Annotated in this window: 19 protein-coding genes; 1 reads left to right on the top strand and 18 read right to left on the bottom strand. The window is 73.1% G+C overall.

Annotation, left to right across the window (positions count from 1 at the left end; all coding sequences use genetic code 11):
- Positions 1–14 precede the first annotated feature (14 nt).
- The 11 genes from AW274_RS21965 to AW274_RS21915 form a co-directional block, all read right to left on the bottom strand.
- Positions 15–704, bottom strand: a complete 690-nt coding sequence (locus AW274_RS21965; protein WP_062435690.1) for an SDR family oxidoreductase — start codon at positions 702–704, stop codon at positions 15–17.
- Positions 701–2,053, bottom strand: coding sequence for an amidohydrolase family protein (locus tag AW274_RS21960; protein ID WP_062435687.1), 1,353 nt, complete (start codon positions 2,051–2,053; stop codon positions 701–703). Before AW274_RS21960 ends, AW274_RS21965 begins: the two co-directional genes overlap by 4 nt.
- The gene (locus AW274_RS21955) at positions 2,050–2,277 is read right to left on the bottom strand and encodes a phosphopantetheine-binding protein (protein ID WP_062435684.1); all 228 of its coding nucleotides are present in this window, start codon (positions 2,275–2,277) and stop codon (positions 2,050–2,052) included. Before AW274_RS21955 ends, AW274_RS21960 begins: the two co-directional genes overlap by 4 nt.
- Entirely contained in the window at positions 2,274–3,806 is a 1,533-nt protein-coding gene (locus AW274_RS21950; protein ID WP_198169351.1) for a (2,3-dihydroxybenzoyl)adenylate synthase, read from the bottom strand. Before AW274_RS21950 ends, AW274_RS21955 begins: the two co-directional genes overlap by 4 nt.
- Positions 3,806–4,873, bottom strand: a complete 1,068-nt coding sequence (locus tag AW274_RS21945; protein WP_062435680.1) for a ketoacyl-ACP synthase III family protein — start codon at positions 4,871–4,873, stop codon at positions 3,806–3,808. The genes AW274_RS21950 and AW274_RS21945 overlap by 1 nt, the downstream gene beginning before the upstream one ends.
- Positions 4,870–6,174, bottom strand: coding sequence for a salicylate synthase (locus tag AW274_RS21940; protein ID WP_062435677.1), 1,305 nt, complete (start codon positions 6,172–6,174; stop codon positions 4,870–4,872). The genes AW274_RS21945 and AW274_RS21940 overlap by 4 nt, the downstream gene beginning before the upstream one ends.
- Positions 6,175–6,181: 7 nt before the next feature.
- Positions 6,182–8,287 carry a non-ribosomal peptide synthetase gene (locus AW274_RS21935; RefSeq protein WP_062435674.1) on the bottom strand — a complete coding sequence of 702 codons (2,106 nt, stop codon included), beginning with the start codon at positions 8,285–8,287 and terminating at the stop codon, positions 6,182–6,184.
- Positions 8,288–8,298: 11 nt separating this feature from the next.
- A complete protein-coding gene (locus AW274_RS21930; protein ID WP_062435671.1) occupies positions 8,299–9,369 on the bottom strand; it encodes a 3-deoxy-7-phosphoheptulonate synthase in 1,071 nt (356 codons plus the stop codon).
- Positions 9,357–10,394 (bottom strand): ketoacyl-ACP synthase III family protein, encoded by a 1,038-nt coding sequence (locus AW274_RS21925; RefSeq protein WP_062435667.1) that lies wholly within the window; start codon positions 10,392–10,394, stop codon positions 9,357–9,359. The genes AW274_RS21930 and AW274_RS21925 overlap by 13 nt, the downstream gene beginning before the upstream one ends.
- On the bottom strand, positions 10,381–11,592 hold the full coding sequence (locus AW274_RS21920; RefSeq protein WP_062435664.1) for an FAD-dependent monooxygenase: 1,212 nt from the start codon (positions 11,590–11,592) through the stop codon (positions 10,381–10,383). The genes AW274_RS21925 and AW274_RS21920 overlap by 14 nt, the downstream gene beginning before the upstream one ends.
- A 136-nt stretch (positions 11,593–11,728) precedes the next feature.
- Positions 11,729–13,126 carry an MFS transporter gene (locus tag AW274_RS21915; protein ID WP_062435661.1) on the bottom strand — a complete coding sequence of 466 codons (1,398 nt, stop codon included), beginning with the start codon at positions 13,124–13,126 and terminating at the stop codon, positions 11,729–11,731.
- 55 nt (positions 13,127–13,181) lie between these two features.
- Here AW274_RS21915 and AW274_RS21910 point away from each other — a divergent pair, with 55 nt between their 5' ends.
- Complete coding sequence (locus tag AW274_RS21910; protein WP_062435659.1) at positions 13,182–13,772, top strand: CGNR zinc finger domain-containing protein; 591 nt, start codon at positions 13,182–13,184, stop codon at positions 13,770–13,772.
- A gap of 8 nt (positions 13,773–13,780) precedes the next feature.
- On the opposite strand, the gene AW274_RS21905 is transcribed toward AW274_RS21910, so the two are convergent.
- From AW274_RS21905 to AW274_RS21875, 7 genes are read right to left on the bottom strand one after another with little or no spacing between them, the layout of a single operon-like run.
- Positions 13,781–14,920 (bottom strand): acyl-CoA dehydrogenase family protein, encoded by a 1,140-nt coding sequence (locus AW274_RS21905; protein ID WP_062435656.1) that lies wholly within the window; start codon positions 14,918–14,920, stop codon positions 13,781–13,783.
- Positions 14,917–16,383 (bottom strand): AMP-binding protein, encoded by a 1,467-nt coding sequence (locus AW274_RS21900; protein ID WP_062435655.1) that lies wholly within the window; start codon positions 16,381–16,383, stop codon positions 14,917–14,919. Before AW274_RS21900 ends, AW274_RS21905 begins: the two co-directional genes overlap by 4 nt.
- Positions 16,380–17,306, bottom strand: a complete 927-nt coding sequence (locus tag AW274_RS21895; protein WP_062435653.1) for a transketolase family protein — start codon at positions 17,304–17,306, stop codon at positions 16,380–16,382. Before AW274_RS21895 ends, AW274_RS21900 begins: the two co-directional genes overlap by 4 nt.
- On the bottom strand, positions 17,303–18,133 hold the full coding sequence (locus AW274_RS21890; protein ID WP_062435650.1) for a transketolase: 831 nt from the start codon (positions 18,131–18,133) through the stop codon (positions 17,303–17,305). The genes AW274_RS21895 and AW274_RS21890 overlap by 4 nt, the downstream gene beginning before the upstream one ends.
- Before the next feature lie 8 nt (positions 18,134–18,141).
- On the bottom strand, positions 18,142–19,176 hold the full coding sequence (argC, locus tag AW274_RS21885; RefSeq protein ID WP_062435648.1) for an N-acetyl-gamma-glutamyl-phosphate reductase: 1,035 nt from the start codon (positions 19,174–19,176) through the stop codon (positions 18,142–18,144).
- Positions 19,173–20,021, bottom strand: a complete 849-nt coding sequence (locus AW274_RS21880; RefSeq protein ID WP_062435647.1) for a RimK family alpha-L-glutamate ligase — start codon at positions 20,019–20,021, stop codon at positions 19,173–19,175. Before AW274_RS21880 ends, argC begins: the two co-directional genes overlap by 4 nt.
- The gene (locus AW274_RS21875) at positions 20,021–20,203 is read right to left on the bottom strand and encodes a lysine biosynthesis protein LysW (RefSeq protein WP_232320225.1); all 183 of its coding nucleotides are present in this window, start codon (positions 20,201–20,203) and stop codon (positions 20,021–20,023) included. The genes AW274_RS21880 and AW274_RS21875 overlap by 1 nt, the downstream gene beginning before the upstream one ends.
- Positions 20,204–20,424 lie beyond the last annotated feature (221 nt).

Here is a 20,424-nt window from a genome sequence, read left to right as displayed (position 1 = left end):
CTCTCTTGCTCCTTTCAGACGCCGAGTGAGGCGCCTCCGTCGACCGTCAGGTCCTGCATGGTGATGTGGGCGGCGCGGGCGGAGAGCAGGAACGCGACCGCGTCGGCGACGTCCGAGGGGCTGGCCACCCGGCCCAGCGGGATGCCGACCCGGTACGCCCCGGGCGCGCCCTCGACCGAGGTGCGCAGCGCGTCCGCGCCGTTCCACAGGCCGGTCAGCATGGGGGTGTCGGTGGAGCCGGGCGCGACGACGTTGCAGCGGATGCCGAACTCGGCCAGCTCCAGTCCGAGGCACTTGGTGAACGCGGTGGCCGCGGCCTTGGAGGCGGCGTAGGCGGCCATGTTCTGGCGGGCGGTCTTCGCGGCGTTCGAGGCCACGGTGACGATCGCGCCCGAACGCCGGGGGATCATCCGCCGGGCGACCGCGCGGGACACGTGGAAGACGCCCGAGGCGTTCACCGCCAGGGTGTCGGCCCAGTCGGCGTCGGGCAGGTCGACGGCCCGGCCGGTGTGCAGCACCCCGGCCGAGTTGACCAGCGCCTCGATGGGGCCGGTCTCCTTCTCGACCCGGTCGACGAACGACTCGACCTGGTCGGGGGAGGTGACGTCGGCGTCCAGGCCGACCACCGTGTAGCCGTCGCCGGCCAGGCGCTTCGCCACGGCCGAGCCGATGCCGCCGGACGCGCCGGAGACGAGGGCGATCATGACAGCTCCACCCCCAGGCACCGGACCGAGAACGAGCGCAGGGCCTCCAGGTAGTCGGCGCGGAGGGTGTCCTCGTCGGCCTTGACGACCCGGCCGTTCACGATGACGGTCTCGACGTCGGCCGAGCCGCCGAGGGTCAGGAACGCCTCCAGCGGGCGCGGGTTGAGCAGGTAACGCCAGTCGTCGGCGCGGATCAGCACCAGGTCGGCGCGGTTGCCGACCTCCAGCGACCCGACGTCGGCGAACCCGAGGCCCTTCGCGGCGATCCGGGTGGCCATCGCGAGGGCGTCGCTCGGCAGCAGGGCGGTCGGGTCGGCGGCCATCTCCGTGTACGCCTGCCACGCCGCCGTCATGTTCTCGGCCATCCCCGGGACGGGCAACGACGCCCCGTCGGTCGACAACGACACGTCGAGCCCGGCGGCCCGCAGGGCGGGGATCTGCCGGGTCTCCGTCAGGGTCGACTCCCCGGCGGGGCCGTATTTGGCGGGCGAGTGGGTGACGTGCGCGCCGGCCCGCACGAGCAGCTCGCGCTCCTCGGCGGTGGCGAACGCGCAGTGGACGGCGGTGAACCGCTCGTCGAGCAGGCCGAGGTCGGCGAACCGGCGGACCGGGGTGACCCCGAAGTAGGCCTCCATGGCCATGGCCTCGTTCCGCAGCGCGCCGACGTGGGCGGCGAACGGCAGGTCGTGCTTCGCGCACAGGTCGCGCAGGCCGGCGCCGAGTTCGTCGGTCATGTTGGTGGCGTACACGGAGGTGGGTCTGACCCGCACGAACGCGTCCTGGAGCGCCATGAGCCCCTCGACGCGGGCGAGCGCCTCGGCGGCGTCGCGGGTGCGGCGGCCGCAGACCGCGTCGCTGACCCACGCCGACACCGACAGGCGCATCCCGAACTCGCGCGCGGCCCGCGCCAGCGCGGCCGGCTTGTTGACCGACCCGACGTCGCCGAGCGTGGTGACGCCGGACCGCAGCTGGGTCCAGAGCGAGTAGCGGGCGACGGCCAGGGCCTCGTCGTCGGTGAGGGCGTCGACCAGGCCGTGGAATCGGTCGAACGCGGTCGAGATGGCCGGGATGTCGCCGCCGTGGGCCATGAACGCGGGCTTGTCGCCCCGGTCGGACGCGGGCCGCAGGGCCCCCTTGAACGGGTAGCGCAGGGCGAACATCTCGTGCCAGTGCGGGTTCACGAACCCGGGCAGCACCAGCATGCCGGTCGCGTCGACGACCTCGGCGTCGGGCGCGTCGTCGAACCCGGCGATCACGCCGTCGTCGATCAGCACCGAGCCGCCGGGGGTGACGGTGTGGCCGGGGTCGGCCTGGTAGACGGTGCCGCCCCTGATCAGCAGGCGGCTCATGCGCTCGCCTCCTCCAGGCGGGCCGACCAGGCCGAGATGGTCGGCACGGCCGCGAGCTCGCGGAACTCGACCTTCAGGCCGGCCCGCCGCCACTTCGTGACCAGGCGCATCATCTCCAGCGAGCCCAGCCCCAGCACGACCAGGTTGTCGTCGTCGGCGAGGGACGCGGGGTCGGCGCCGACCAGATCGGCGACGGTGCTGCGCAGGTCTTCCTTGACACTCATGACTGCTCCTTCCAGCCCCGGGCCGCCAGCGGATCGGCCGCGGCGGCGGCCAGGGTCTTCTTGTCGACCTTGCCGAGGGGGGTCAGCGGGAAGGCGTCCACGAACTCGACGCGGTCGGGCAGCTTGAAGTCGGCCAGCCCGCGTTCGTGCAGGGCCCGCTTGAGGTCGGTCAGCGACGGGCGGACCCGGCGGCTGACCAGGAACGCGTAGATGCGCTCGCCGAGGAACTCGTCGGGCACCGGCACCACGGCCGCGCGGTCGACGTCGGGGTGGCTGAGCAGGTGCCCCTCCACCTCGCCGGCCGCGATCTTGTCGCCGCCCCGGATGACCACGTCCTTGATGCGCCCCTCGATGACGAGGTCGCCGTCGGGGGTGACCGAGGCCAGGTCGCCGGTCCGGTAGAAGCCGTCGCCGGTGAACGCCGTCGCGTTGTGCTCGGCGGCGTTGTAGTAGCCGCGCAGCGTGTACGGCCCGCGCGCCAGCAGTTCGCCGTCGACGATCCGGATCTCGTCGTACGGGGAGACGGGCCGGCCCTGGGTGTTGATCACCCGGTCGGCCGGGTCGTCGAGGCGGGACATCGACAGCAGGCCCTCGGCCATGCCGAACACCTGCTGCAACCGGCAGCCGAGCCCGGGTTCGATCCGGGCGGCCAGCTCCGGCTGGAGCCGGGCCCCGCCGATCTGCACCAGCCGCAGCGACGACAGGTCGTCGTCGAGGAACTCGCGGGCCTCCAGCCACAGGTGCGCGACCGTCGGCACCAGCGAGGTGACGGTGACCTTCTCGCGCGCGATCAGCGCGAAGCAGCCGTCGGCGCCCGGGTCGTCGGCCAGCACGACCGTGCCGCCCCGGCCCAGGGTCCCGACGACACCCGGGCAGCCCCACGTGAAGTTGAACTCGACCGGGAGCGCCGCCAGGTAGACGTCGTCGGCCTTCACCTTGCACAGGTCGGCGACGACGCGGGTCTGGTAGGCGTAGTCGTCGTGGGTCCGCGGGATCAGCTTCGGCAGCGCGGTCGTGCCGCCGGAGAGCAGGAAGAACGCCACGTCGGAGGGGTCGGCCGCCGGGTGCGCGACGGGGTCGCCGTCGAGGTCGTCGGGGGACAGGACGTGCTCAATGCCCAGAGAGCGGGCCATGTCGTGGTTCGGGCCGACGTATCCGACGGCGCCGGAGACCGACGCCAGGTGGCCGACCTCGTTCGAGCGGTGGGAGGCGAGCGAGAACACCGCCTTCACCCCCGCCTTGAACATCGCGAACGCGACGACCACGAAGTCGGGTGTGTTCGGCAGTTGCAGCACCACCCGGTCACCGGGTGCGATGCCGTGCCGGGCGAACCCGGCGGCGGTGCGGTCGACCCGGGCCGCCAGGTCCCGGTACGACAGGCGCTCCTCCCGCCAGACGAGGGCGGTGCGGTCGCCGAACTCGCGGGCCCATTCGGCCGGCAGGCCGCCCAGGGCGACGCCCTGCCAGACGTGCCGGGATCGGTAGTGGGCGGCCAGCTCGTCGGGCCACGGGGTGCAACCGGGCAACATCACGCGCTCCTTTCGGTGATCTCGACGACCGCGCAGGCCGCCTCCATGCCGGGGGCGGTGCCGATGAGCAGGACGTGGTCGCCGGGTTCGACGTCGCCGCGCGTCCACAACCACTCCAGGCCGATGAAGGGGTCGCCGGCCCCGGCGTGGCCGGTGGTCCGGGTGAGTTCCCAGGTGCCCTTGGCGGCGTCGACGCCGAGCGGGTCGAGGTAGATGGCGGTCAGCGGGCCCTCGGTGAAGCCGACGTGGCAGACCCGCTTCACGCGGTCGATCGAACTGCCGGCCTCCTCCAGCGTGCCGAAGGCGACCTCGGCGACGAGTTCGCCCAGGTGGCCCATGGGCGGGGCGACGCCCTCGGCCCAGCGGGCCCGCCACCAGGCGGTGCGCTCCTCGAAGTTGAGGCCGCGCGACAGGTCGGGCGGGAACAGCGTCTCGCCGCCCCGGTGCAGCTCCTCCATCGCGGGGTTGGACACCGCGCCGGCCGCCAGGACCTTCGCGAACCCGCCCCGCCGCGACGCGACGACGGCCGCGCCGCCGTCGGCCAGCAGGAACATCCGCGAGGCCCGCCACCGGTCGACGAGCGGGCTGCCGTAGTTGTCACCGCTGGTCAACAGAACGGCGTGGTTGCTTTTCAGGGGAGCGGCGTCGTCTTCAGCGCCGGGCAGACCCGCGTCGTCTTCGCTTTTAAGCAGCCCGGCGGCGATGCGGAGGCCGGACAACATCCCGAGGCAACCCTGGCGCACTTCGAGCGCCGTGATCGGGCGGTCGATCGTGTTGCGCAGCACGTAGTGGGGCGCGGACCAGCCGTCGGGGCCCTGGTGGTAGCTGCCGCTGTGCAGCAGGGCGACGAAGTCGTCGGGCTCGTGCCCGGAGCGCTTCACCGCGATGTTTCCGGCCTCGGCGGCCAGGTCGACGGCGGGCGTCTCGCCGGCCACCAGCACGCCGAGCATGCCCGACATTTCCCGATCTGCCGCGTCGTAGAGCCCGCGGGAGACGGCCTCGCTCGTGGTGACCGTACCGGGGAGGGCGGAGCCGACGCCGGACAGGTAGAGGTCGTCGAATCTCATGCCGCGCCCCTCACCAGGTGACGCGCGACGCTGTCGAGCTTCTCGCACGTCTCCTCGAACTCGCGTTCCGGCGTCGACTGGCCGACGATGCCGGCCCCGGCGCGCAGCCAGGTGCGGCCGTCGCGGCGGTAGGCCGAGCGCAGGACCAGCGCGGCGTCCATCTCGCCGGTGTGGTCGACGGTCATGACCGCGCCGCTGTAGAGGCCGCGGGCCTCGGGCTCGTGCGCCCGGATCGCCTCGTACGCGGCCTTCTTCGGCACGCCCGACGCGGTGACGGCCGGGAAGACGGCGCCGAAGGCGTCCCAGGCGCGCATGCCGGGCGACAGGCGGCCCGACACCCGGGAGGCCAGGTGCTGGACGCTGCCGCGCTCGCGGATCGCCATGAACTCCGGCACCTCGACCGAGTCGGGCTCGCACACGCCGACCAGTTCGTCGGTGCCGACCTTGACGGAGATGGCGTGCTCGTAGACCTCCTTGGCCGACCCGTAGAGGTCGGCCCGCAGGGCCGCGTTCACCGCCTCGTCAGGGGTCAGCGCGCGGGTCCCGGCGAGCGGCTGCGACACCACGTGCCCGTCGGCGGAGACCTGGACGACGATCTCGGGGCTGAACCCGGTCGCCGCCAGCCCGCCCAGGTCGAGCAGGAACGACCGGGCCGGGTTGTTGCCGCGCCGGCCGGCCAGGTAGGTGGCGGTCAGGTCGACCTCGCCGGGCACCTCGACCACCCGCGACAGGATGACCTTGTGCAGCTCGCCGGCGTTGATCGACTCGACGGCCAGCTTCACGGCCTCGCGGTAGGCGTCCTCGCCGGTCCCCCACACGTCCAACGGCGTCGGTTTCGCCGCCCTCGGCGAAGGAGCCTCCTGGATCGCGCCCAGGAGCGCGGTCAGCGTCGCGGTGTCCGCGGCGCGCAGCCGGGCGTGCCCGTCGGCGATCCGGGCCTCGGCCTCGGGGACGACCAGGTGCAGCAGCCGCCCGTCGCCCACGTGCTCCTCGGTGTACGACAACTCGAACGCCGCCCAGCCGTAGGCCCGCCACTCGGGGATCGACACGGTGTCGAGCAGCCCGGCGACCTGGTGCAGCGGGTCGCCGTTCCACGGCTCGAACACCTCGTCGCGGCCCTCGTGCCGGAGCAGCGCCCCGGACCGGTCGAGGGTCAGCTCGGCGCGGGCGCCGCCGGCGTAGGACCAGACGCCGCCGTTCTCGTAGACGACGTGGTCGGCGAAGAGGCCGGAGTCGGCGAGCCGGGCCGCGACCTCGACGGGGTCCTCGGTGAGGGGGACCTGGGTCTCGAAGTAATGCATGCCGTCCTCATTTCGCGGCGATGGCCAGGGCCATGCGCTCGATCGTCGGGTCGTCGAAGAGGTCGTCGATGTCGGCGTCGGTGGCGAACCGGGCGCGGATGCGGTCGGTCAGCGCGGCCGCGCGCATCGAGTCGCCGCCCAGGTCGAAGAAGTTGTCCTTGACGCCGATGCCGTCGAGGTCGAGCGTGGTCGCCCACATCTCGCGCAGCGTGTGCTCGACGTCGGTGCGCGGCTCCTCGTAGGGGCTGTCGACGTCGGGGCGCTCCTTGGGCGGCTCGGGCAGCGCGTTGCGGTCGATCTTGCCGTTGGTGGTCAGCGGGAACCGGCCGACGACGTACGCCGACGGCACCATGAACGACGGCAGCAGCTTCGCCAGGGCGCGCCGCAGGTCGCGGATCGAGGGGTCGCCCTCGACGTAGGCGACCAGCCGGGTGTCGCCGGAGGCGTCCTGCTTGGCCAGCACGGCCGCCTGGGCCACGCCGGGCTGGGCGGCGATGACGACCTCGATCTCGCCGAGGTGGACGCGGTTGCCGCGCACCTTCACCTGGTTGTCGGTCCGGCCGACGATCTCGATGCTGCCGTCGGTCCAGAACCGGGCCAGGTCGCCGGTCCGGTAGAGCGTGCCGACGTCGTGGGAGACCCACTTCTCGGCGGTCGCCTCGGGCCGGTTCAGGTAGCCCGATGACAGGCTCTCGCCGGCCACGCACAACTCGCCGACGACGCCGGGCGGGACCGGCTTCAGCCGTTCGTCCAGGACGTAGGTTCGCACGTTCGGGGTCGGGCGGCCGATGGGCGGCAGGCGCCGGGCCCGCTCGCGCTCGCCCAGTTCCCGGCCCAGTTCGGTGATGTCGCAGGTCGCCACGACGGTGGCCTCGGCCGAGCCGTAGAGGTTGAAGACGTGGAACGGCAGGTCGAGCGGCCACGACTGGACACGCTCGCCGCAGATGCGGATGTTGCGCAGCGCGGTCTCGGCCGGCCACTCCAGGCCCCACAGGCGCTCGCACATGGCCTTCATGAGCAGCGTGTGGGTGATCCGGCTGCCGACGAGCCAGTCGCGCAGCCACTCGGGGCTGGTCACGACCGACGGCTCGGGGATGTGGACGGGCGCCCCGGCGGCCAGCACCGAGAAGCACTCGACCTCGACCATGCCGTAGCCCGGTGCGGCCAGCCAGGTGCCCCGCGAGGTCGGGGTGACGCCGCAGATGGTGCGCATGGAGTAGATCAGGTTGCGGGCCGCGCCGTGGCGGACCATGACGGCCTTCGGCTTGCCGGTCGAGCCGGAGGTGTAGCAGATGTGGATCAGGTCGTCGGGGCCGACGGCCGAGTTGATCGGGGTCGCGGGCTCCTGCCGCCAGTCGTCGCCGTCGAGGGTCACCACGTGGCCGGTGACGACGTCGCGGTGGGCGTCCATGGTCAGGGTCAGCTTCGCCGCGCCGTCCACGATCATGAACTGGACGCGGTCGGCGGGGAAGTCCGGGTCGAGCAGGATCGCCGCCGCGCCGGCCTTGAAGCAGGCGAGCTGGGCGATCAGGCTCTCGGGACCGCGCGGGAAGCAGGTGCCGACGCGGTCGCCGCGCCGCACGCCCAGCCGGGTCAGGCGGTGGGCGAGCCGGTCGGCGTCGGCGTCGAGTTCGCGGAAGGTGAGCGTGCCGCCCGGCCAGACGACGGCCGGGGCGTCGGGGGTGGCCTCGGCGATCTCGGCGACGCGCTCGTGGAAGTAGGGCGCCGGGACCGGCTCGCCGGTCTGGTTCCAGGCGACCAGCAGACGCTCGGTCTCCTCGGCGGTGAGCATCTCCACGTCGCGGACCTTCGCCGCGGGGTCGGTGAAGCGGCCCAGGTGGGCGGCGTACTGGTCGGCGGCGTCGGCGTCGAAGTCGGAGCCGCGCATCCGCAGGGTGGTCCCGTCGAACGACAGCGGGCCGATCGTGATCGGCAACCCGGCCGCGATCTCGCCGACGGCCAGGTCGCCGGTGACGTGGCAGCCGGCGATCTCGGTCTCGCCGGTGTAGCGGTGCAGCAGCGCGACGAGGGCGCGGCCCGGGGCCTCGACCCGGCGCTCGTGCGTGACGGCCGGGTCCCCGCCGGGACGGGCCAGGGGAAGGGCGGTTTCCATGATCAGTCCTTTCAGGCTGCGACGGAGGCGGCGCGGCCGGCGGTGACGGCGTCGGCGAGCTGGGCGACCATGCGGGTCGTGCGGTCCCAGCCGACGCAGGCGTCGGTGACGCTCTGGCCGAAGACCAGCCGGCCGGGTTCGCCCAGCACGAGCTCCTGCCGGCCGGAGGCCAGGAAGCTCTCGACCATCAGCCCGGCGATGCCGCGTTCACCGGCGGCGATCCGGCGGGCGACGTCGGCGACGACGACCGGCTGGCGTTCGTGGTCCTTGCCGCTGTTGCCGTGGCTGGCGTCGATGACGAGGCGGCGCGGCAGACCGGCGCCGCCGAGGGCGTCGAGCGCGCGGGCGACGTCCAGGGGCCCGTAGTTCGGGCCGGACGCGCCGCCGCGCAGCACGACGTGGCAGTCGGGGTTGCCGCTGGTCTGGATGACCGAGGCCAGGCCGTCGTCGTCGATGCCGGGGAACACGTGGCCGTGGGAGGCGCAGACGATCGCGTCGATGGCGTCGCCGACCGCGCCGGTCGTGGTGTTCTTCATGCCGACCGGCATCGCCAGGCCGCTGGTCAGCTGCCGGTGCGTCTGGCTCTGCACGGTCCGGGCGCCGATCGCGCCCCAGCAGACCACGTCCGAGAGGTAGCGGGCCACGGTCGGGTCGAGGAACTCGCAGCCGGTGGGCAGGCCGAGGTCCAGCACCTTCGCCAGCAACTCGCGCGAGAGCCGGATGCCCTCGTTGACGTCGTCGCTGCCGTCGAGGTGCGGGTCGGTGACCAGGCCCTTCCAGCCGAGCCGGGTACGCGGCTTCTCCACGTACACGCGCATGACGAGCAGCAGCGTGTCGGAGACCTCCTCGGCCAGGTCGGCCAGGCGCTCGGCGTAGGTGAGCGCGGCGGCCGGGTCGTGCACCGAGCACGGGCCGGTCACGACCAGCAGGCGGTCGTCGGTGCCGTCGAGCACCCGGGCGACCTCCTCGCGGCCCTTGAGCAGGGTGCGGGCGGCGCGGTCGCCGAGCGGGACCTCGGCGCGCAGTTCGGCCGGGGTGAGCAGCGGTTCGACCGCGGAGATTCGGGCGTTCACCGGACGCATGGCGTGTCCTCCCTGGTAAGCACTGCCGCGGAGAAGGTGAAGCCCATGCCGGTGCCGAGCACCAGCACCGTGGCCCCGGGCGCGAGCAGGTCGTCGCGGATCAGGTGGTGCAGCGCGTAGAGGCCGTCGGCCGGGCCGAGGTGCCCGGTGGTGAGGCCCAGGTCGAGCAGGGTGTTCTTGGGCGTGTAGCCGTCGAAGGGGCGGATGAAGCCGTCGTGGTGGAGGGCGCGCCCCACGAAGGGGGTGACGAACCAGTCGACGTCGTCGAGCGACTTACCGGCTTCGCCGAGGGCCCGGGTCACCACGCTGCGGGTGCGGTCGGCCGAGCGCCGCCGCACGTCCTTGAGCGAGAGGCCGCCGTGGGCGAGGAACGCCCGGGTCCGGCCGCGCATGTCGGCTCCCGGCTGGGGCGCGGTGCGGAACGGCTCGTCCCCCCGCGACAGACCCTCGAGCGCGGCGTCGGTCTCCGACACCAGGCTGCGGAGCCGGAGCCGACCGCCTCCCCTGGCCAGCACGGCCGCCGCCGCGCCGTCGCCGAACACCATGCCGGGCGACAGGTACCACCGGTCGGCGGGCGGCGCGAACCGGTCGGCGACGGTGACCAGCGCCGAGGGGGTCTCGGGCCGGGCGGTGAGCGTGGTGGCCGCGATCTCCAGGGCGGCCAGCGAGCCGTTGGAGGCCGCCTGGACCGACATCGGCAGGCCGCGCAGATCGGTGCCGAGGAGCTCCCCGGCGATCCAGCAGGCGGCCGGCCACATGTCGACGCCCTGGAAGTGGCTGTGGCTGTGCAGGTAGAAGGTGTCGGGGCCGACGTGCGCGCCGCCGTCTTCGGCCGACTTGACCGCGCGGCGCCCGGCGGCGACCGCCATCTCGGGCGGGGCCTGCCGCGACATGGCGACCGAGACCTGCCCGGTGCTCTTCGCGGCGTCGGCCGAGTAGTCGCCGGCGGCGACGGCCCGCTCGACCGGCACCCGTTCGCCGAGCGTGCCGCCGGTTCCGGCGACCCAGATGTCATCGAACCGCATCGCTCGGGATCCTTTCTGCTAGATCGAAGGCGTGTAACCAGGCCACGTGGTCGTGCAGGTCCGTCTCGGACAGCGCGGCCAGGGTGGCGTTCCGGTCGCGGGCGGCGTCGCCCGCCGGGTGGTAGAGGTGCTCGCCGAGCCGGCGGGCGGTCAGCGTCGCCCTCGCGGTGCGCTCCCGCCGCAGTTCGGCGTAGGCGTCGAGGTCGGGGAAGACCCTGCCGAGCACGACCGCGTCCTCCAGGGCTGTGCAGGCGCCCTGGGCGGCGTACTGGAGCATCGGGTGGGCCGCGTCGCCCAGCAGGGCCACCCGGCCGTCGACCCAGGTCGAGACGGGGTCGCGGTCGCACAGCACCCAGGTGCGCCACTCGTCGCCGAGCTCCAGCAGAGCTCTGGCCGTGGCGCTGAGCCCCGGGAACCGGTTCTGTACGACCTCCCGCGCGACCGGCTCGCCCGCGACCTCCCGGGCGGCTCCGTCGTCGCGGGTGGCGGCCAGGTTGAGGAACCGGCCGCCGCCGATCGGGTAGTGCACGAAGTGCCACTTGGGCCCGGCCCACAGGGTGACGACGTTCCACCGCAGCTCGGGCGGGACCCGGTCCATCGGGATGACCGACCGGTAGATGGTGTGGCCGGAGACCCGGGGGCGGCCGTCGCCGACGAGCTGGGCCCGGACCGCCGAGCGGATGCCGTCGGCGCCGATCAGGTGGTCGGCCTCGAAGCTCGTCGCGGTGACGCGGCCGGAGACCTGCTCGCCGCCGTCGACGGCCCGGCCGGTCACGACCACCTTGGCGGCGCTCTGCGTGTAGCCGGTGACCGTGTGGCCCGGCAGGAGCTCGATGCGGCCGTCGGCGCGGCAGGCGTCCAGGAGCGGCTGGTAGAGGTCGCCCCGGGAGACGACGGCGTAGGGGTTGCCGAAGCGTTCCCGGTAGGCGCCCGTGAGGGGCAGCCCGGCGACGCGGTCGCCCGTGGTGCCGTCCATGAAGCGCAGTTCGTCGATGAAGACCGCGCGCTCGCGCACCCGGTCGCCCACGCCGAGCAGGTCGAGGGCGCGGAACGCGTTGGGCGCGAGCTGGATCCCCGCGCCGAGTTCGGCGAACCGGTGACCGCGTTCGAGCACGGTCACGCGATTGCCCTCGCGGGCGATCGAGAGCGCGGCCGCCAGGCCGCCGATCCCGCCGCCGGCGATCAGTGTGTTCGCCATGTCCGTCCTTTCGCTGTTACCGCTTACTACGCTATGGCGGTAACTACGGCCGAACAATGGCGCTGCGATTAGCGCTTGTTATGCAATAAAAAGAGCCGGCCCCCATGAAAGGGGACCGGCTTTTTCGCGAGTTCGCTCAGGCGTCGACCTTCTCCTTCTCCGAGGCCGGCGCGGGCTTCCTCGACGGCAGCACGGCGGCCGCGATCAGCGCGATCAGCACCGACAGGGCCGTGCTGATGCCGAAGGCGACGTGGTAGCTGCCGATGTTCTGCGGGTCGGTCGACGGCGCCGCCGCCGTCACGGCGACGGCCAGCAGCAGCCCGACCCCGAGCTGGCGCAGCGAGTTGTACAGGCCGCTGGCCAGGCCCATGCGCGGCCCGTCGACCCCGGTCGTGGCGGCCACCGCCGTGGAGATCATCATGACGGTGACGCCGAGCCCGATCAGCACGCCGCCGGGCAGCACGTGCAGCCAGTAGCTGCCGCCCACCGGCACCGTGAGCAGCCACGCTGAACCGGCGGTCAGGAAAGCCGCCCCGCCGATGAGCACGGGCCGGGGCCCGAGCCGCCCGGTCAGGTCGGCCACGAACTTGGCCGACAACACGGTGACGACCGCCTGCGGGAAGAACGCGACGCCGGTCTGGATGGCGGAGTAGCCGAGGCCGTGCTGCATGTAGAGGGTCAGGAAGTAGGTCGAGATCGACATGACGCCGCCCGACAGGAACGCGATCGAGTCGCCCGCGACCACGCCGCGGATCCTGAAGATCGACAGCGGCACCAGCGGGTCGGCCCGCCGGGTCTGCAGCACGAAGAACGCGACCAGCAGCACCGCCGCCCCGGCCAGCGGGTAGACGACGCCGGGGGCGCCCCAGCCGTGGTCGGTGGCGGTGGTGAGCGCGTAGGTCAGCGCGCACATCCCGGCCGTGACCAGGATCGCGCCGGGCACGTCGATCTTCTGGGTGCGCGCGGAGACGTGGTCGGGGGCCAGCCGGCCGACCGCCCGCAGCACCAGTGCGACGCCGACCGGGACGTTCACGAACATGACCGCCCGCCAGCCGAACAACTCGGTGAGGATGCCGCCGAAGAGCACCCCGCCGGTGAACCCGGCCGAGGCGACCGCGCCGAAGATGCCCATGGCCTTCGCGCGTTCCTTCCCTTCGGGGTAGCCCGCCGCGATCAGCGCCAGCACGGCCGGCGACACGGCCGCCGCCGAGAGGCCCTGCAGCGCGCGGGCGACGATGAGCACGATCGGCTCGGTCGCGACCCCGCCGACCAGCGAGGCCGCGGTGAAGACGGCCAGCCCGCCGACGAACATCCTCTTGCGTCCCACGATGTCGCCGAGCCGCCCGCCGATCAGCAGGAACCCGCCGAAGAACAACGCGTACGCGCCGACGACCCACTGCAGGGCGCTGTCGGTGAAGCCGAGGTCACGCTGGATGGAGGGCAGTGCGACGTTGACGATCGCGAAGTCCAGGACCAGCACGAACTGGGCCATGCACAGCAGTGCCAGGGCCGGCTTGCGGTTCTCCTGGAACATGGGTTTTCCTCCTCGTACTTGATTTGTTACCAGCGAACTGTCTTTACTGGTAGCCATGAAGGGTCAGCCGGGTGACAGGGAGATCGCGCCGGGTCCGCTGGCGCTGGTGCAGTCGTTCGTGAACAGCCTCAATTTGGAGTTCGGGCCCGACGAGTTCGCGACGACCGAGGCGGCCGGCCGCTGGCTCGCCCGCCACGGCTTCACGATCGAGGTGGGCGAACTCGACCGGCGCGACGCCGTCACCCTGCGGGAGGCGCTGCGCGCCGTGCTCCGCGAGAACAACGGCGCCGCCCCCGACCGCGAGGCCCGCCTGGCGATCGACCACGTGGCCCGCGACTGCCCGCTGGTGCTGTCGGGCGAGACCCTGGGCCTGCGCCCGGTCCAGCCCGACCTGCGCGGCGTGTTCGCGACCATCCTCGGCGCGGTCGCCGCCGCCGTGGCCGACGGCTCGTGGCCCCGCCTCAAGGCGTGCCGCGAACACCGCTGCGAGTGGGCCTTCTACGACCGCTCCAGGAACCGGGGCAGCCGCTGGTGCTCGATGGCCGTCTGCGGCACACGGGCGAAGATGCGCACCTACCGCCGGGGCGCGGCCGACCGGGCCGAGTTCCGAGCGGGCGATGGCGCCGATGCCGGACCGGTGGCCTGAGAGGCGGGTCACGGGGCGGCCTCCCGTCCGAGCAGTTGACGGGCGACCACGAGTTTGGTGGCGGCGGCGGTTCCGTCGGCCAGCTGCAGGCCGATGACGTCGCGAAGGCGCTGGGCCACCGGGCCGTCCTCCGACCAGCCGAGGTGGCCCATCGTGAGGAGCGACTGGTGCACGGCCTCCATGGCCGCCTTGGGGGCCCACCACTTGGCCATGTTCGCGGGCAGCCGGGGGTCGCGGCCGGCGTCGGCGGCGGCCAGGGCCTCGTAGGAGACCAGGCGGGCCGCGTGCAGCATCGTCGCGTGTTCCACCAGCGGGAACGCCACCGACTGGAACCGGCCGATCGGCTGGCCGAAGGCTTCGCGCCGTCCGGCGTGGGCCATGGCCTCGTCGAGGGCGGCCCGTGCGACGGCGACGGCCATCAGGGAGATCAGCGCCCGGGAGACCCCGAAGCCGCGCATGACCTCCACGAACCCCGCGCCCGGCCGGCCGACGAGGTCGTCGTCGGCGACCCGCAGGCCGTCGAGGCTGAACCGGCCCCGGCCGCCCGAGCGGCAGCCCAGGTCGGTGTGCAGTTCCCGGCGCACCCCGTGGAGCGGGGTGTAGAAGGCGCTGATGCCCCGGGCCCCGGCGCCGCCGGTCCGGGCGAACAGCAGCCCGTGGGTGGCGTAGGCGGTGGCCATGATGGACGTCTTCTCGCCGGTCAGCCGCCAGCCGTCGGCGGCGTGTTCCCCGACGGTCTCGATGGCGGCCGCGTCGGTCCCGTGGCCGGCCTCGGTGAGGCCGAGGGCGACGATCGACGTACCGGCGGCGATGCCGGGCAACCAGCGGGCCAACTGGGCGGGGCTGCCGTTCGCGGCCAGCACGCCGCCGACCAGCGCCGCGTTGAGCACCGGGTAGCAGACCGACAGGTCGGCCGCCGCGAGCTCTTCGAGCACGATGCCGGCGCTGACGGCGTCCAGCGCCTGGCCGCCGAACTCCTCCGGGACGCGCACGCCGAAGAGCCCTTCGGCGGCCAGGTCGGCCAGCAGGCCCGGACGGTATTCGGCCCGCCGGTCGCTCTCGGCCCGGAAGGGCGCGACGCGGTCGGCGGCGAACTCGCGCACCCGTTTGGCCAGCGTCTCCTGCTGGGGTGTGAAGTCGAAGTTCATCGCAGCCCCTCCCGCAGGGCGAATTTCTGGATCTTCCCGGACGGCGTGCGCGGCAGCGCCTCGACCAGCTCGACCCGTTCGGGCCAGTACTGCTTGGCCATGCCGAGCCCGGCCAGGTGCGTGCGGAGGTCGTCGAGCGTCAGCCCCGAAGGGGCGACCAGCACCGCGCAGGCCCGTTCGCCGAGCCGCGCGTCGGGGTAGCCGACGACCGCGACGTCGCGGACGGAGGAGTGCCGCAGCAGGGCGGCCTCGACCTCGACGACCGGGATGTTCTCCGCGCCGCGCATGATGACGTCCTTGGCGCGGCCGGTGATCCGGATGCCGCCGTGGCCGTCGTCGCGGGCCAGGTCGCCGGTGTCGAACCAGCCGTCGCCGGTGAGGCAGGCCCGGTAGAGGTGCTCGCGCCGGAAGTAGCCGGCGCACTGCGACGCGCCCCTGACCTGTAAGCGGCCCTCGGCGGTGATGCGCACCTCCATGCCCGGCACGACCGTTCCGTCGCTCTCGGCGGCCCGCATCGGCGGGTCCTCCGGCCGGGTGATGGTGACGCAGCCGTTCTCGGTCATGCCCCACAGGGCGTAGAGGCGGCAGCCGAGCACGTCGCGGGCGCGTTCGACCAGGTAGGGCGCGATCGGCGCGCTGCCGGTCGCGAACGTCTCCAGCTTCGCCAGGTCCCGGGGCCGCTCGGCCTGCGCCTCGATGAGGTCGGCCAGGAACGTCGGGGCGCCCATGAAGAAGGTCACGCCGCGTTCCTGGAGGAGGTCGAGCATCCGGTGGGCGTCCCACGACTCGACGTGCACGGCGGTGCCGCCCAGCAGCAGCGGCATGAACAGGTTCCAGGTGAACCCGGCCTGGTGCGTCGTCGGCGACCCCATGGCTGTGACGACGCCTTCGGTCAGGTGGAGCACGTCGGCCTGCGCCCGGTTCATCGCGTAGAGGCTGTCGTGGGTGTGCACGACGCCCTTCGGCTCGCCGGTCGTGCCGGAGGTGAAGGCGACCTGCGCCGGGTCGCCGGGACCCGACTCCTCGGCCCCGGCCAGGTCGGCCTCGGGCAGCTCCAGGTCGTCGACGAACAGGGTGTGACGCAGGTTCGGCGCGTCCACGGAGGCGATCATGTCCCGGTACGAGAACCCGCGGAACTCCCGGCGGGCGACGTACACGGGGCTCTCGGTCAGCCGCAGCATGAACTGGACCTCACGCCGCCGCATGATCGGCACCACCGGCCCGGGAACCGCCCCGATCCGGTAGCAGGCCAGGATCAGCGCCGCCAGCTGCCACGAGTTGGGCAGCTGCAACGTCACGACCTGGCCCCTGCCGACGCCGAGGCGGCGCAGCAGGGTGGCCGTCCGGTCGACGCGGTCGAGCAGCTCACCGTACGTCAGCTCCACGACCCCGCCGTCCTGGTGGCAGACCAGGGCGAGCTTGCCGGGGGGATGCCGGCGCAGGTCGTCCATGATGGTGGTCATCGCGGCGACCTCCCCAGCGCTGATCGGGCCTTGGCGGCGACCGCGGCCGAGGTGACGCCTCCGCGTTCGGTCAGATACCGCTGCCCTCCGGAGACGGGGACGAACGCGTCCGGCATCGCAACCCGGAGCACCAGGCTGGGCGTGATCTCGGCGAGCGACTCGGCGACGGCGGCGCCGAATCCGGCGTTGCGCCAGTGCTCCTCGACGGTCACGACGACGCCCGACCGCTGGGCGTGCGCGGCGATCGTGGCGACGTCGAGGGGCTTCACCGTGTGCACGTTCAGCACCGAGGCGCGGACGCCTTCGGCGGCGAGGGTGTCGGCGGCCTCCAGCGCGGCCAGCACGGGGTAGGGCCCGCAGGCGGCGATCGTGACGTCGGAGCCGTCGCGCAGCACCTGCGCCAGGCCGAGCGTGACCGGCGGCGCGGCGGGCAGTTCGGGCGTCGCGTTGCGGCCGAGCCGCAGGTAGACCGGGCCCTTGACGCGCAGCGACTGCCGGAACAGGGTCCCGGTCTGCGGGCCGTCGGCGGGCACGACCACGGTCATGTTGGGCAGGGTCCGCATCACGGCCAGGTCCTCCAGCGCGTGGTGGGTCGGCCCGAGGTGGCCGGCCGACACGCCCGAATGGGTCGCGGCGATGCGCACCGGCAGGTTGTTGAGGGCGATGTCGATCTTCACGGCCTCGTTGGCCCGCGACGACGCGAACGCCGCCATCGTGTTGACCAGCGGCATCCGGCCCGACTTGGCCAGCCCGGCGGCCGCGCCCATCAGCGTGTGCTCGGCGATGCCGAGGTTGAGGTAGCGCTCGGGGAAGGCGGCCGCGTCGAACAGGCCGGTGTCGGAGTCGAGGCAGACCAGCCGCTCGTCGCGGGGGAGCAGGTCGAGCACGGCGTCGCGGTAGACCTCGCGAGAGGACGCGGTCATGACGCGGCCCCCCTTCGCAGTGCGGCGAGGGCCTTGGCGTGCTGGCGCTCGCCGAGCTTGGCGTAGTGGCTGCGCGGCTGGTCCTCGACGAACGGGATGCCCTTGCCCTTCACGGTGTGCGCGATCACGACCGTCGGGCGGCCCGGGGCCGGCGGCTCGGTCAGCGCGGCCTCCAGCTCCTCGCAGGAGTGGCCGTCGACCTGGCGTACCGTCCAGCCGAAAGCCGACCAGCGGTCGGCCAGCGGTTCGAGCGCGTCGATCGTCTCGGTCGCGCCGGTGATCTGGAGCCGGTTGCGGTCGACGACCGCGACCAGGGTGTCGAGCCGCTGGGCGGCGGCCACCGAGGCGGCCTCCCAGACCGAGCCCTCCTGGAGCTCGCCGTCGCCCATGACGACGAAGCAGCGCCGGTCGGCGCCGTCGAGCCGGAAGCCGAGGCCGAAGCCGACCGCCAGCGCCAGCCCGTGGCCGAGCGAGCCCGAGGGCATCTCGACGCCGGGGATCTCGGCGTGCGGGTGGGCCATGAACTCGCCGCCGGGCCGGCCGTATTCGGCGAGCCGGTCGGCGGGGAAGAACCCGGCCTCGGTCAGCGCGGCGTAGAGCGCCAGCCCGCCGTGGCCCTTGCTGAGCAGCAGCACGTCGCGGCCGGGGGACGCCGGGTCGAGGGGGTCGACCCGCAGCACCCGTGTGTAGAGGGTGGCGAGGATCTCCGCGAGCGACATCGAGCCGCCCAGGTGGCCGCCCTCGGGGCCGGCGCACAGGTTGACGACGTGCTCCCTGATCCGCGCGGCCGTCCCGGCCGCCGGAGGGGCGTCGATGGTGGTGGTCATCGCTTCTCCTAGTTCGGGTGCAGGCCGACGAACTCCAGGCCCTCGCGCTCGGGACGGCCGTGGCGGATGTTCATGCACTGCACGGCGTTGCCGGCGCCGCCCTTGACGAGGTTGTCGAGGGCCGCGATCACGGTGACCGTGGTCGAACCGGCGTCGAGGGCGAAGCCGACGTCGCAGAAGTTGGAGCCGGAGAGGATCTTGGCGTCCGGGAACCGGTGCAGCCCGCGCCGGTGGGCGACCACCCGCACGAAGTGCTCGTCGGCGTAGCGGTCGCGGTAGGCCGACCGGATCGCGCGCTCGTCGGCGCCCCCGGCCAGCCGGGCCTTGCAGAGCAGCTGCACGCCGCGCACGGCCTCGACGCCGGTCGCCGTCATCCGCACCGGCAGCCCGGTGGCCTGGGCGATCTCGGCCTCGTGCCGGTGCCGGGTGGGCGCGAACACGCGCAGCGCGCCGCTGCGTTCGGCGTGCAGGTTCTCCGCCCCGGCGGTCGCACCGGCGCCGCTCGACCCGGTGCGGGCGTCGACGGTCAGCTCGCCGTCGATCAGCCCGGCCTCGGCCAGCGGGGTCAGCGCCAGGATGCCGGCGTTGGCCATGCACCCGGGCACGCTGATGCGGCTCGCCACCTGGAGTTCCTCGCGGTGCAGCTCCGGTACGCCGGTCGTGAAGCCCCCGATCAGCTCGGGGGCGGCGTGCTCGACGCCGTAGTAGTCGGCGTAGACCGCCGGGTCGCGCAGCCGGAAGTCGCCCGACAGGTCGACCACGGTCGCGGCCAGCCCGAGGAACTCGGGCATCCGCCGCATCGTCTCGCGGTGGGGGGTGGCCAGGAACAGCACGTCGTAGGGGCCGTCCTGGTCGAGCTCCTCGTCGGAGACGAAGGCGAGCCGGGTGCGGCCGCGCAGGTTGGGGTGGGCGCCGTCGATCTGCCGGCCGCGCAGCCGCCGTGAGGTGGTGGCCACCAGCTCGGCCGATGGGTGCCCGGTGAGGATGCGCAGGAGTTCGCCGCCGATGTAGCCGGCGCCTCCCACGACGGCGCATCGGATCATGCCCCGGCCCTCCTCAGCACGTAGGACGCGATCGCGTCGGCGACGTCGATCTCGTGGGCGTCCTGGAAGCCGCGGAACTCCACGCGGTCGTTGACCTCCAGGACGGTCAGGTGCCCGTCGGCGTCCTCCAGCAGGTCGACCCCGGCGATCTCGGCGCCGACCGCGTCGGCGGCGGCGACGGCGAGCTTCGTGTGGACGTCGGTCAGGTCGCACCGGGTCGAGACGGCGCCCCGGGCGACGTTGGTGCGCCACTCGTCGCCGCGCCGGTAGGTCGCGCCCAGCGCCTCGCCGCCGACGACCAGCACCCGGATGTCCCGGTCGGCCTTCTCGACGAGTTCCTGCACGTAGACGACGTGCTGCTGGGGTGAGGGCAGGGCCGCGACGTGTTCGAGCACGGCCGTGGCGGTGGGCCGGTCGGGCAGCGCGGTGACGAGGCGTCCCCACGAGCCGACCAGCGGTTTGACGACCGCCGGGTAGCCGATCTGGTCGAGGGCGTCGACGGCCGCCTCGGGCGTCATGGCCAGGGCCGTGCGGGGGGTCGGCAGGCCGGCGGCCAGGAGCGCCGAGGTGGTCAGCCACTTGTCGCCGCTGACGTGGGTGGCGGCGGCGCTGTTCAGCACCGTCGCCCCCGCCGACTCCAGCGCGCTCGCGGCGTAGAGGGCCCGGTAATGGCCGACCTCGCGGTTCAGCACGAAATCGGTCCGGGAAACGCCGTCGGCCACGACCAGAGACCGGGGATCGAGGTGGACGGAGGTCGCGCCGCGCCGGTCGAGCGCGGCCATGATCTGCTTCTCCTCGAACCGCACCCGGGACGCGAGCACGGCGAGGCGACGGCCGGACCGCATTACTCCCCCCAGTCCTCTTCGACCTCGGGGGCGAGGGTGAGGGACGGCGGCGTGACGGAGGAGATCTCCAGCTCGCTGCGGCAGTCGAGGCATTCGACGATCTCGCTCACCCGCGCGTCGGCGTCGATGGAGACCGGCGCCGCGCACTCGGGACACTCGGGGGCGTTCATAACCTTCTGCATGGCTCGTCCCTATGTCGTCGGGGAAATATCGGCGTTTCAACCGTAACCAGAATCGGCGTCGAACCGCCAATAAGGGTTGCCGATCGAAGTGAATTCCCGCGCTTATCGGGGGCCGTATAAACAGGCGGTTCACTGAGCATAAGCGCTCCTACTCGATTCGATGCGGACATTGTTTCGCGCAATTCATAGGCTCAATGGGAGTCGTATATCCCTAGGAGGGC

This window comes from Herbidospora daliensis (assembly GCF_001570585.1).
GTDB classification, from domain to species: domain Bacteria; phylum Actinomycetota; class Actinomycetes; order Streptosporangiales; family Streptosporangiaceae; genus Herbidospora; species Herbidospora daliensis.
The sequence above is the reverse complement of the archived record's forward strand: the minus strand, read 5'-3'. Positions and strand labels throughout refer to the sequence as shown.